At 55.0% G+C, this 12,211-nt stretch carries 11 protein-coding genes and 1 pseudogene; all 12 read right to left on the bottom strand.

What is annotated here, in order from left to right; genetic code table 11:
* Positions 1 to 64: 64 nt before the first annotated feature.
* The gene (locus RCH06_RS11595) at positions 65 to 763 is read right to left on the bottom strand and encodes an REP-associated tyrosine transposase (protein WP_327081621.1); all 699 of its coding nucleotides are present in this window, start codon (positions 761 to 763) and stop codon (positions 65 to 67) included.
* A gap of 208 nt (positions 764 to 971) precedes the next feature.
* Positions 972 to 1,778: an MFS transporter gene (locus tag RCH06_RS11590; RefSeq protein ID WP_327081620.1), complete on the bottom strand. Its 807-nt coding sequence runs from the start codon at positions 1,776 to 1,778 to the stop codon at positions 972 to 974.
* Positions 1,779 to 1,846: 68 nt separating this feature from the next.
* Positions 1,847 to 2,251 (bottom strand): annotated as a pseudogene (locus tag RCH06_RS11585) (MFS transporter); the annotation flags it as partial.
* On the bottom strand, positions 2,214 to 3,413 hold the full coding sequence (locus tag RCH06_RS11580; protein ID WP_327081619.1) for a deoxyguanosinetriphosphate triphosphohydrolase: 1,200 nt from the start codon (positions 3,411 to 3,413) through the stop codon (positions 2,214 to 2,216). The gene RCH06_RS11580 and the pseudogene RCH06_RS11585, both read right to left, overlap by 38 nt.
* 86 nt (positions 3,414 to 3,499) lie before the next feature.
* The gene (gene aroB / locus RCH06_RS11575; RefSeq protein ID WP_327081618.1) at positions 3,500 to 4,618 is read right to left on the bottom strand and encodes a 3-dehydroquinate synthase; all 1,119 of its coding nucleotides are present in this window, start codon (positions 4,616 to 4,618) and stop codon (positions 3,500 to 3,502) included.
* Between the two features lie 87 nt (positions 4,619 to 4,705).
* The gene (locus RCH06_RS11570; protein WP_327081617.1) at positions 4,706 to 5,239 is read right to left on the bottom strand and encodes a shikimate kinase; all 534 of its coding nucleotides are present in this window, start codon (positions 5,237 to 5,239) and stop codon (positions 4,706 to 4,708) included.
* Positions 5,240 to 5,244: 5 nt separating this feature from the next.
* Entirely contained in the window at positions 5,245 to 6,987 is a 1,743-nt protein-coding gene (locus RCH06_RS11565) for a hypothetical protein (RefSeq protein ID WP_327081616.1), read from the bottom strand.
* A gap of 34 nt (positions 6,988 to 7,021) precedes the next feature.
* Complete coding sequence (pilQ, locus tag RCH06_RS11560; protein WP_327081615.1) at positions 7,022 to 9,160, bottom strand: type IV pilus secretin PilQ; 2,139 nt, start codon at positions 9,158 to 9,160, stop codon at positions 7,022 to 7,024.
* Positions 9,157 to 9,708 carry a pilus assembly protein PilP gene (locus tag RCH06_RS11555; RefSeq protein WP_327081614.1) on the bottom strand — a complete coding sequence of 184 codons (552 nt, stop codon included), beginning with the start codon at positions 9,706 to 9,708 and terminating at the stop codon, positions 9,157 to 9,159. Before RCH06_RS11555 ends, pilQ begins: the two co-directional genes overlap by 4 nt.
* Positions 9,705 to 10,379, bottom strand: a complete 675-nt coding sequence (locus tag RCH06_RS11550) for a type 4a pilus biogenesis protein PilO (RefSeq protein WP_327081613.1) — start codon at positions 10,377 to 10,379, stop codon at positions 9,705 to 9,707. The genes RCH06_RS11555 and RCH06_RS11550 overlap by 4 nt, the downstream gene beginning before the upstream one ends.
* Before the next feature lie 21 nt (positions 10,380 to 10,400).
* The gene (locus tag RCH06_RS11545; RefSeq protein WP_327081612.1) at positions 10,401 to 11,009 is read right to left on the bottom strand and encodes a PilN domain-containing protein; all 609 of its coding nucleotides are present in this window, start codon (positions 11,007 to 11,009) and stop codon (positions 10,401 to 10,403) included.
* Positions 11,006 to 12,085: a pilus assembly protein PilM gene (locus RCH06_RS11540; protein ID WP_327081611.1), complete on the bottom strand. Its 1,080-nt coding sequence runs from the start codon at positions 12,083 to 12,085 to the stop codon at positions 11,006 to 11,008. The genes RCH06_RS11545 and RCH06_RS11540 overlap by 4 nt, the downstream gene beginning before the upstream one ends.
* Positions 12,086 to 12,211 lie beyond the last annotated feature (126 nt).

Genomic DNA, 12,211 nt, shown 5'->3' with positions numbered 1-12,211 from the left:
AAATAAGGGACACATCAAAAATCATAGCTGATAGCGCCCGCACAGCATGCGCAATCGCCTGTTTTTAATCAGATTTAAGCGGTGCAACAGGCCTGCCGGGCTGGTTTTTTTGCACCCGGCGTTCGGTGCGTTTTTGCAAATCAGCCATAAATTTTTCATCGCCCAGCGCCCAGCCGCTCAGTGCTGAGCGCGTCAGCGCGTCTTGCTGGTCTTGCGAGACACCGGCGGCCGTGAGTTCGGCATAAGCCGCTTCTCGGGCAAACGGTGTGTTGCCCAACGCCCAATAAAGCGGGTGCGGCGTGATGAGCCGGTCGGGCCGCAGGCCGACATGGTGGCCGTGGCTTGACCACGGGTAGTCTCTCGGGTCGCTGACCAGGCCGGCGCGCACCGGATTGAGGTCGATATACGCCATGCAGGCCAGCAGATAACGCTCGGTGTCGATCAGCGTCGAGCGGTAGCGCCCTTCCCAGAGCGTGCCCGAGCGGCCTTGGCGGTCATTGAAATAGCGCACGTAACGCCGGCCAATGGCCTGCATCATCTGCGGCAAACCTTCTTCGGTGGTGGGCGTGGCGAGCAGATGAAAATGGTTGCCCATCAGGACATAGGCATGCAGCGCGACGCCGAATTTATGCGCGTTCTCATCGAGCAGCGCCAGCAGCAGCTGGTAGTCAGCCGTGGATGAAAAAATGGCTTGCCGGTTATTGCCGCGCTGGATGATGTGGTGGGGATAACCGGGAACGGTAAGGCGGGGAAGACGGGCCATGAAATGCAATGCCGGAAGTGTGCGCCATGATAAATTGATCCGGCGCCTTCACTTTACTGAGCCGCTTGCCGGACGCTCTTTGCGTGCGGCGTGATAGAGACAAGATCAATGGGTGCCTGATCGGTCTGGTTGTACCCGCCAGCGCCGCTTTGAGGCTCAAGTCCAACTTGTGATGTCGCCATGCACCGCTTGTCACGTGCCCCACGCATCACTTCTTCAGCAATGCAACCGATTCGGCAGACAGCACGCCACGAATTTGCCATGCCAAAAGTATGCCGATGACACAGCAAACCGAGGTGGTCCAGCCCGTCAGTTGCCAGCCCCCGTGTCGCGCGGTGACCCAGGCTACCAGCAACTGGCCCAGCGCCGACCATTGCTGCATCCAGCCCACCGTGGTCGATACGGTGTCGGTGCTGGGTGCCAGCCTGATCGACAAGCTAAAAAGCGTCGCAGGAATCAAGCCGCCCAGCATTGAGAACACCAGAACCCCTGCGTATTGCCCAACAGGAAATGCCGTTGCGCCGAAAGCCAGCAACGCACCGGTGGCCATCGCCACAAAACCGGTGGCCAACAGCGCAAACGGCGGCGTGCCGCGCCCGAGCAAACGTCCGGCCAGCAAGTTCCCCAAAATATTGACCGCCGCCGCTCCTGCCGTCAGCCAGGCAGTAACGCCGCCAGGCAAGCCTGCCTGCGCATAAATTGACGGCAGAAAACCAATCACCGCCAGCCATTGGCCTGAATACATGGCAAAAGTCAGCGCCATCAGCCAGACAGCGCGGGAACGCAAGGTCAGGCTGAGCAGTTTTTTATTCTGTGAATTTTGGCGGCCTTGCCGCGCCCCGGCTGATGCCAGCGACCTTGGCGGATCCGCCGGAAGCTTGCCCGCCAAAAGCAGCGCCAGCACGACCGCCAGCCCGGAAAGAAGCCACCACCACGCTCGACAACCCCAGTCGGGCGCGCCCAGATGCATGACCCACGGGCCGGCCAGCAAGGCCAGCGACGTGCCCAATGGCATGTGGGCACCCAAACGCCCAGCATGCCGTGCAGGCGTTCGGGCGGCACCAGCCGGCGCACGAGACCGGGGGCCGGCAACACAATCCATAAAAATCCCAGCCCTTCCAGCACGCGCGTCGCCAACAGCCAGGTCGCGCTCTGCGCCATGCCGCCCAGCGCACTGGCGCTTGCCAGTATCAGCAAGCCAGCGGCCATGCTGCGCTTGAGGCCGATGCGTTGCGCAGCCAGACCGGTGAACAGCCCCAGCGCCATGCCCGCCAGCTGCACCAGCGACAACAAAAACCCGGCCTGCAGCAGTGAAATGCCCAGCACTTCTTTGAGCACAGGCAGCGCGGGCGGCAATTTGCCGACATGCAGCGCAGCGACGACGCCGGCCGCAATCACATAGCGCGCCGCGCGCAGATTTTGCGCCGCTTCTGGCGTCAGTTTTTCCACGTCACACCGGGAAAATGGCGTGGCCCTTGAGCCTTTCATGCTCTTTGGCGGCAAAGCGGTCGGTCATGCCGGCAATGTAATCGGCCACCACGCGCTCAGGCCGGGCGTTCGGGGCCAGGTCGCTGTCGATGCCGTCAAAGCGGTCAATATGGGCCTGCGGCATTTCCGCCGGGTCGGCCATATAGCTATCGAACAGATCATGCACCACCTGCTGCGCTGCTTGTGTGGTCTGCAACACCTGTGGATGACGGTATAAATTTTGTAGCAGGAAACGCTTGAGGGACGTGGACTGCAACGCCATTTGATCTGAAAAACAGACCAGTGCGGCGTGCTGACGCACGGCATCGACATCAGCGGGCCTGGCGCGCTGCAGCGCCAGCCGCGTGGCGTCAATCACGTCATAAACCTGCGCACTGAGCATGCGCCGTATGGTTTCAAACAGCAGCCGCCGGCCCTGCAAACCCGGATAGACCGTCAGCGTTTCGCGCCGGTACTGGCTGAACAGCGGCACATCTTCCAGCTGCTCCAGACTGAGCAAGCCTGAGCGCACACCGTCGTCCATGTCGTGGGCGTTGTAGGCAATTTCATCAGCCAGATTGGCCAGTTGCGCCTCCAGGCTGGGCTGGCGCCAGACTGGCCCGTTAGGCGCCTGCCCGACAAAACGATGTGCCACACCGCCCGGTTCGCGTGCCTCAATATGCCGCGCATTGCGTTTGGAACAGTGCTTCAAAATGCCTTCGCGCGTCTCGAACGTCAGGTTCAGGCCGTTGTAGGTCGGGTAACGCTCTTCCAGCGTATCGACCACGCGCAGGCTTTGCAGGTTGTGCTCAAATCCCGCGCTCTCGGGGTTGTGGCGTTGCAAACAAGCGTTCAGCGCATCCTGCCCGGCATGGCCGAACGGCGTATGGCCCAGGTCGTGCGCCAGCGCAATCGCTTCGACCAGGTCTTCATTGAGCTGCAGGGTGCGGGCGATGGAACGCCCCAATTGCGCCACTTCCAGCGAATGCGTCAGGCGGGTGCGGAACAGGTCGCCTTCGTGGTTTAGAAAAACCTGGGTTTTATAAACCAGCCGACGAAACGCGGTCGAATGCACGATGCGGTCGCGGTCACGCTGAAAATCCGAGCGAGTTGGCGCAACGGGTTCGGGGATGCGGCGGCCACGCGTCAGCGCTGAATCACAGGCGTAGGCAGCCAAAATCATGATTTATGCATCAAACAGGCCTCTGGCGCAATAAGGACGGGCGCAAGCAGCTATCAAATAGAGAGTAAATTCAAGCTTCAAAAAAATCAGGCGCAGCACCCATCGATGACTTCACGCACCAGCGCATCGGGCGCGGCGCACACGGCCGCCTTGCCAGGCCCGTCAATCACCACGAAACGAATCTCGCCGGCTTCGGATTTCTTGTCAATCCGCATCAGGTCGAGGTAACGGCCGGCATTGTCAGTGGCCGACAGAACAGGCCCCTTGACCGGCAACCCGGCGCGCTCGATCAGCGTCGTCAGGCGCTGGACAAATGCTGCATCCACCCGGCCCAGTCGCTGCGACAGATGCGCCGCCATCACCATGCCGCAACCGACGCCCTCGCCGTGCAGCCATTCGCCATAGCCCAGGCCGGATTCAATCGCGTGGCCGAAGGTGTGGCCGAAATTCAAAATCGCCCGCAAGCCCGATTCACGTTCATCCTGCCCAACCACCCATGCCTTGATCTCGCAACTGCGCTGAACGGCGTGGGCCAGCGCGGCAGGGTCTTTGGCCAGCAGCGCATCGAGGTTAGCTTCCAGCCAGCCGAGAAACGCCATGTCGGCAATCGGCCCGTATTTGATGATTTCGCCCAAGCCGGCGCTCAACTCACGGTCGGGCAGTGTCTTGAGCGCGTCCAGGTCGCAGACCACCAGTTGCGGCTGGTAAAACGCGCCAATCATGTTCTTGCCCAGCGGATGGTTGATGGCCGTCTTGCCGCCGACCGACGAATCCACTTGCGCCAGCAACGTGGTGGGCACTTGCACAAACGGCACGCCGCGCATGTAGCTGGCGGCGGCAAAACCCGTCATGTCGCCGACCACGCCGCCACCCAGAGCAAACAACACGGTCTTACGGTCGCAGCCGTTTTCAAGCAGCGCATCAAAAATCAGTTGCAGCGTCGGCCAGTCTTTATAAACTTCGCCATCGGGCAGCGTCACCTGCAAGACCTTGGAAAAGTGCGGCTGCAGCGCCTGCATCAATTGCGCGGCATACAAAGGCGCCACGGTCGTATTGGTCACGATCAGCGCCGTTGCGGCTTTGGGCAGGTGCTGGTAAGTGAGCGTATCGGCCAGCAGTGAGGTGCCAATCAGAATGGGATAGCTGCGTTCGGCCAGATCAATCTGGACCTGCGCCGCTGCGGGAAGAGAAGAATTTGCGTGCATCACCGAAGTGTAGAGGCACTTTCAGTGCGACTGGACAGGTGAAGCGTCTGCGCTACCCGCCAGGCCAACCCAGGCATAAAAGCTGAACTATTGCCCCGGCACGATGCCGGCCAGTTCCAGTTGCATGGCGATCATGTTGACCAGTGTGGCAACGGAAGGCCTGCCGGTTTCGATCACGAAATGGGCGGTTTCCCGGTACAGCGGGTCGCGCTGCGTGTAAAGGTCTCGCAATCGGCCCAAGGGATCAGCCACTTGCAGCAACGGACGACTGGTGTCGTGACGCAAGCGGCGAAACAACTCTTCAGGCGAAGACCGCAGGTACACGACGTGCCCCCGCTCATGCAGGTGCAGCCGGTTCGCCGGGCGCAAGACAGCGCCGCCGCCCGTCGAGAGAACGCTACTTGCCTGCAGGGTCAGTTCATCAATGACCGACTCCTCAACATCGCGGAAGCTGGCCTCCCCTTCCCGCTCAAAATAGTCACGAATCGCGCAACCGATGCGCTCCTCGATGACATGGTCGGAGTCAAGAAAAGGAAGCTGCAGCCGCCGGGCAAGTTGCCGCCCGACGGTAGATTTACCGGAGCCGGGGAGGCCTACTAAGACGATCTTTTTGGCGTTCACATCAATTAGTTACGCGCATTGCATGCTTTGGAGCCAAAAGGAGGAGTTAGGAATGAACCGTTTCCAACATCTTCCTTCAATACATCTGTGACGTAGCTCTTCGATGCATCACCTTCGGAACCTGCTACGCCAGTCGTGGCTCTCAGCGTATATGCAAGCCAACTCCCCATATTCTGCCCATATGTAATTTGTACAAGCATCTGACCGTTAGCGTCTGTCTTATTTCCGTTGACATAAGAGACAATGATTTCAGCCTTACGCGGTTGCAAAATCCCATCCCGATTCCAATCTTCTTGGCCATCACGGAAACCATTGCGGTTCCAGTCTTCATTAATACACCAAATTTTTTCATCATTGAGAGGCGCATAACTCGAAGAAGATAGATTTTGAATAGCTCCCACTGGTGGCGGTTGCGGCAAATAGTCAGCGTGAAAATTATTGATTTCTGGAATAGAAACATCACGGTACAGATTAGTCCACGTGAGACCTTTTCCATAATGAGTAATATCAACGCTGGCTGAGATAATTGCATCCTTAACTGCTACACCAGAAGAATCGTTTACTTGAATAAGAAATTTCTTTAAATAAGCAATTTCTCCCAAGCCTTTTTCCAGTTTATTGTTATCGGTAATAGTGATGCTCAATGGTGTGCCTGCAACAGTTAAGTTTGCAGTAAGTAACTGCGACGGCAAACATTCTGTTTTAGATGAGAAATCAGTTCGTTTGAAGCATGCTCGAATTGTTACACCGTTAGTTGGACTTGTACGTGTCCCTGCAATATAGTCAGCTTCCGCTGTACCGCTGGAATCCGTATAAACAGTAGCAGTTCCAGTAGAAATTGTTTCTCCGCTGCCAAGTGCAGGCTCAACGATTTCAAAACGCACACGCATATTTGGTATAGCTGCATTACCAGTTGTCAGAAACTTGGCACTTAACTTGGAACGATTTATGTTACTGCCAGTTGCATTGGCCAAAATGGAGGTAGGCAAAGGATTAAGAGAAGCAGAGCTAATAACCACAGAATCAGGTACGACAGGTTTTCCAGAACTAGTAGCAGCAATAACCTCAATCAATTTAGTTGTTGAAACTCCTAAACCCTTGACAACTATTTCATAAGAACCAGCAACTGCAGGGGCACTGAAAACAACTACTTTATTGCCCGATAAATCTGTAATTACTGATCCTGACGCCCCAGATGTACCGCTTAAAACAAGAGCAGTATTCTGAATTGCAACACCAGCACTGTCCGTTGTCGCAATATTCAACGTTACAAGTTGACCAGGTGCAGGAGTCGCAGGCAGCGGAATCACTGTAATCTGACTTCCAGTCACAATAATTGAAGCAATCTTGGATATGCCGTTTACTAAAATAGTTGCATTAATCGTCCGATTAGTTTTATCACCGCCGATGGAAATACTTCCAGAAAATTGACCCTTAGCATCCGTATTGACACCCAAATTACTTGCAAATACACCGCCAGCATCTACGGCCACAGAAACAGGAACACCAGCAACAACGTTACGGTTGCTATCAAGTGCTGTTACTGTGACCAGCGCCTTGTCGTTTCCAGTGTTAAGAATGGTGCTCTTATCAAGTTCAAAAATGAAATCTGCTGCAACTGGCACAACAGTTCCAGTTCCAGTTCCAGTTCCAGTTCCAGCAGTCGTACCCGAACTTCCGCCTCCACCCCCACAGGCAACCAAAGCCACAGTCAGCACGCTCATCGATAAGTATTTAAGCAACTTCATTTCACTCTTCCCCAATTCACAAAATAAATTCTTGTTACCGAGTCGCAGAACGATCAGTAATCATCTTCGGCGTAATGAACACCAGCATTTCCTGTTTCCTGGAAGTGCGTTCGCGGCTTTTGAAGAGGTTCCCCAAATAAGGCACATCGCCCAGCAATGGCACCTTGGTTTCATTATTGGTTTCTTCGAGTGTAAAAATACCCCCAATCACGACCGTGCCACCATTTTCGACCAGTACCTGCGTCTTGATGTGTTTGGTGTCAATGGCAATGCCGGCAGCCGTCGTCTCACCTCGGCTGTCCTTGTTTACATCCAGATCAAGAATGATGTTGCCTTCTGGCGTAATTTGCGGCGTGACTTCAAGTTTCAGATTGGCTTTGCGAAATGCCAGTGAGGTGGCTCCGCTGGAAGTGGCTGTCTGATAAGGGAATTCGGTTCCCTGCTCAATCAGTGCCTTGGTCTGATCTGCGGTGACGACGCGTGGGCTGGAAACGATCTTTCCCTTGCCATCGGCTTCCAGTGCAGACAGTTCCAGATTAAGAAAGCGGTTTGCCGATGCATTAAAAATAGAAACTGCAAAGGAGGCCGCTGAATTGGCGACACCCAGTGTAGAAGCAGGAAAGTTCACAAAATTTCCGGTAGTGTCCGCTGCAGTAGCACCGTAATTAGTCCCCAATGTCACATTGGTGTTGCCTTTGGTCAATGCACCCGTCGCGCCAATCAAGCCCCCTCCGAGCCTGACACCCAAAGACCTGCCAAACGTATCCGATGCTTCCACGATACGGGCTTCAATCAAGACCTGACGAACTGCCACATCCAGCTTGGCCAGCAGGTTTTGCACCTGCTCCAGCTTGGAAGGAATATCGGTCACAAACAGTTGATTGGTGCGCGGTTCTGCAATCACGCTACCGCGAGGGGACAAGATCCGGGGTGTGTTCTGACCGGCGCCAGTAGATGTAATTTGACCTGCAATATCTGAGGCTTTCGCGTAGTTGATTTGAAACGATTGGGTGCGAACTGCTTCAAGATTTTGCAATGCGTTGCGGGACTCCAGTTCCTGCTTGTCTTTTGCGGCCAGTTCGTCTTTGGGCGCGATCAGCAGGACATTGCCTGTTTTGCGCATTCCCAGTCCTTTGGCCTGCAAAATAATATCCAGCGCCTGGTCCCAAGGCACATCTTTCAGGCGCAGGGTGACAGAGCCGGTTACGGTGTCAGAGGTCACGACATTGAAGTTGGTGAAGTCGGCAATAACCTGAAGCAGTGATCGAATTTCAATATTCTGGAAATTCAATGACAGCTTCTCGCCGTTATATCCGGTACCTTGCGTCAGCTTGGAGGTGTCTTCTTTTAGCGGACGAACTTCGAGCACGAATTGATTGTCACTTTGATAAGCACTGTGTTCCCACAAGCCTGTGGGCTCGACCACCATGCGAACCTTGTTGCCCGTCTGGGACGTGGTGACGGTTTGAATCGGTGTGCCGAAATCAGCGACATCCAGACGGCGGCGCAGCCCCTCGGGAAGCGCTGTTTTCAGGAACTCAACCACGACGGTTTTACCCTGCTGGCGAATATCAACGCCGACTTCGTTATTGGGCAACGAAACGACGATCCGGCCCGAGTTATCGGGGCCACGGCGAAAATCGATGTCCTTCAAGGGGAGCGTTTCGCGGTTACGGCTTTCTGCAAATACAGGCGCCGCCGAAACAGAAGGGGTAGCCACCGCTTGCGAATCCAGAATAATCAGCAGCGACTTGCCTTGAAGCTCGGCCTTGTAGGCCGTTGGCGTCTTCAGATTGAGCACCACCCGGGTTCGGTCACCGGCCTGGACCACGTTGGCAGATCGCATATTGCCCAAATTGATTTCAACGGCTGAACGTCCAATGGCGTTGCTGACACCCTGAAAATCAAGCGCAATCCGGGCAGGCGTCTGAATGCTGAATCCTGAGGGGACTTCAGTCAGCGGCTCAGCCAAATCAATGCGAATGACTTCGGAGCCGCCCTGCACGGAGCCGGAAACAGCCTTGATGGCGTTTTCTGCCCTTGCCAGCAGGGGCATGGCGCTGGCCAACATCACAACACCCAATAAGGCACGACGCACGACACGTCCAAGAAAACGCTGCAGACTTTCCTCCACCCTCGCCTCCGCTGCCAATAACGCTGTCTGCTTGTTCATTTCGTTCCCTCTAAAAGCTGTAAAGTCGTCGGTCGCTCTATCCATTCACCCGCTGCGTCCTGCACGATTTCACGCAACACCAAACTGGATTCCGTCACTGCAGTTATCCGTCCGTAGTTCTGGCCCAAATAATTGCCCACCCGCACCTGATAGATCAAATTGTCCACACGAACCAGTGCCACCGGTACGCCCGCCTTGGTCAGGCTGCCCACCATTGACACGGCATCCAGAGGCGAGGCCTCAAGCGGCTCCTTGCGCCGGTTCAGCTCGGGCGTGATGAGTGCAGCGTTGGCGGTTGACTGGGTGGAATCGCGTTTCAGCGCTTGCACCAGTTTTTGTTTGCTGAAAGGTTCGATTGAACCTGCCTGACCATAGGTTTCAGGCGTGAACTTGGTCGGTGCAGCCAAAGGCGTCACCTTTGGCCGGGCAGCGTTGCGCTGCGCTGTCATCCATTGCTGTAATTCCTCTTGGTCTGATGAACCGCAGCCCGTCAAAGCGAGCAATGCAAATGTCAGGCTGGCAACCAGGGCTTGTTGAATACCGCTCATTTTTTTGCCCCGTTGGGCGAAGCATTCTTGCGCTGCAAGGCCACTTCTTCGTTATCCAGATAGCGGAAGGTTTTGGCGGTGGCGTCCATGACCAGATTGCCATCCTTGACGGGCGTGATGGAAATATTATTCAGCGTCACGATGCGTGAAAGATTGGCAATGTCAGAAGCAAAAGCACCCATGTCGTGGTACTGGCCAGTCACGCGAACTGCAATGGGCAACTCTGCGTAATAGTCCTTGATGATGACCTGACCCGGCCGAAACAGCTCAAACTGCAGGCTGCGCCCAAGACCTGCCTGGTTGATGTCGGACAGCAACGCGTCCATTTCGGCCTTGCTGGGCAATTGCTTTTCAAGCTGCGTGACATATTGTTCGACTTGCTCACGCTGCTTCTTCAGCGCTTCCAGATTGACGGCCTGCGCCAGCTTGCTGTCGTAGTCTTGACGCAGCTGGACTTCCTTGGCTTTTTCTGCAGTCAACTCTTCATCTGACGCACTCAGCCATACAAACCATAAACCGACGACGACAGCGACGGTAAGCGCGGCACAAAGCAGATAACGCGGAAAAGCGGGCCACGAAGCGGGATCATTGGGATTAAGGCCAATAAATTGGGACTGGATGCGGCTTTGAAGGCCCGCAAAATCGATAGCGGGTCTGGAAATTTTTACCATGATCAGTTCATTCGCGCCACGTCAGGTCTTGGCTGCAACAGAAGCAGAAGATGCTGCACCTTTGGGTGAGCTGGCACGCTGGATCTCCACCCGCATCGAAAAATTAGAGACTCGCCGCTGATCACGCTGACTTAATGCCACCGTGCCGGACGTAATTTCAACAAGCTCAGGCTTGGACAGCCAAGGGCTGTTGTTGGCAAAGTTACGCAACAATTCCGACACGCGTTCATTGGACTGGGCAACGCCAGTGATCAGGACAGTCTGACTCTCTTGCTTCAAGCTGGTGATATAGACCCCGTCAGGCAGCTGTTTGACCAACTCGCTCAGCAGATATACGGGCAAATTCCGGTTTCCCTGCAATTCTTCGACCGCGTTTTGACGTGCCTTGAGGGACGTAATCTCCGACTGCAGCGTGGCGATGTCCTTGATTTGCGCATCAAGACGGGTAACTTCTGTCTTTAAAAAGGTATTTCTTGCGCGCTGACCCTCAATCTGCGTCAAGTACCAGGAATACATGACACCACAGACAAGCACGCCGGCCAGTGCAGCCAGGCCCAGCGTTACAAAAAATATTTCTTTCCTGCGTTTGCGCGCAGCTTCCCGGTGCGGGAGCAGATTGATCAAAATCACTGCGTGAACCTTCGCAAAGCAAGGCCACAGGCCGTGAGATAGAAGGAGGCTTCACGGCGCAACTTGCTTTCCTTGATGCCACTGCCAATTTGCATGCCTTCAAATGGATTTACCAACAGACAGGCAAAGGAAGTCTGCTGGGTTACCGATTCAGTCAGTCCGGTCAATGAAGATGAACCTCCTGCCAGCATCACATAATCAACCCGGTTATTCGGCGTGCTGGTAAAGAAAAATTGGAGCGCCCGCGCAATTTCTTGCGTCAAACTCTCGATAAAGGGTTTCAGAACCCCCAATTCATAGTCTTCCGGCAAGTCACCACTGCGTTTTTTCACTTCTGCTTCTTCGGCAGAAAAACCATATTGCCTGACGATCAACTGGGTTAGCTGGGCGCCGCCAAACGGCTGATCGCGCTCATACAGCACTTCATCATTCCTTATGACCTGCATGCTGGTGGTGAGTGAGCCCACATCGAACAGGGCCACCATGGTGTCAACGCCCCTGTTGGGCATGTTTTCGATCAGCCTTGTCGTGGCCAGACGCGAAGCATAGGACTCGACATCAACGACCACAGGCTTCAGTCCTGCAGCCTCGGCGAGTCCTTGGCGGTCCTGAACCTTTTCTTTTCGGGAGGCGGCAATCAAGACCTCAACATCACCGCTTGAGGTGGCACTGGGTCCGAGCACACAAAAATCGAGGCTGACCTCATCCAGGGAAAACGGGATGTACTTGTTGGCTTCGGATTCGACCTGGATTTCAAGCTCTGCTTCACTCAGGCCACCGGGCAGCATTATTTTTTTGCTGATGACTGCCGAGGGCGGTAGCGCCATCGCTACGTTATGCGTTCGGGTACCGCTTTTTTTAACTACCCGTCGAACCACCTCGGCCACTTCATCGAACTTTTCGATGTTTCCATCTACCACCCAACCCGCCTCTAAAGGCTCAATGGCGCAGCGGTCAAGCACCAGGTTACCGGTCTTGTCATGGCTCAATTCAACCAGCATGACGCTGGAAGAACTGATGTCTATCCCCAGCAAAGCGGGTTGTTGACGGCTGAATAGAGATCCCAGTGAGATCAAGGAGTGTCCCCAAATGGCGGCTACTATGTAACCTGTTACTTATTAAATCAGACGAATGTTAGCAGTAAGGGCCTTCGCCACTGAGCCTATTTCTTGAAGAAAACTGCAAACACGTTGTCAAAACCC

Origin of the sequence: Polaromonas sp. CG_9.5 (assembly GCF_035984465.1) — a bacterium.
Classification (GTDB): Bacteria; Pseudomonadota; Gammaproteobacteria; order Burkholderiales; family Burkholderiaceae_C; genus Polaromonas.
The sequence above is the reverse complement of the archived record's forward strand: the minus strand, read 5'-3'. Positions and strand labels throughout refer to the sequence as shown.

Bases quoted from the DNA above. Each gene is read 5' to 3' on its own strand.
- RCH06_RS11565 (WP_327081616.1), bottom strand. From the start codon at position 6,987: ATGAAGTTGCTTAAATACTTATCGATGAGCGTGCTGACTGTGGCTTTG.
- RCH06_RS11555 (WP_327081614.1), bottom strand. From the start codon at position 9,708: ATGAGCGGTATTCAACAAGCCCTGGTTGCCAGCCTGACATTTGCATTG.
- pilQ (WP_327081615.1), bottom strand. From the start codon at position 9,160: ATGAACAAGCAGACAGCGTTATTGGCAGCGGAGGCGAGGGTGGAGGAA.
- RCH06_RS11550 (WP_327081613.1), bottom strand. From the start codon at position 10,379: ATGGTAAAAATTTCCAGACCCGCTATCGATTTTGCGGGCCTTCAAAGC.
- RCH06_RS11590 (WP_327081620.1), bottom strand. From the start codon at position 1,778: ATGCCATTGGGCACGTCGCTGGCCTTGCTGGCCGGCCCGTGGGTCATG.
- aroB (WP_327081618.1), bottom strand. From the start codon at position 4,618: ATGCACGCAAATTCTTCTCTTCCCGCAGCGGCGCAGGTCCAGATTGAT.
- RCH06_RS11580 (WP_327081619.1), bottom strand. From the start codon at position 3,413: ATGATTTTGGCTGCCTACGCCTGTGATTCAGCGCTGACGCGTGGCCGC.
- RCH06_RS11595 (WP_327081621.1), bottom strand. From the start codon at position 763: ATGGCCCGTCTTCCCCGCCTTACCGTTCCCGGTTATCCCCACCACATC.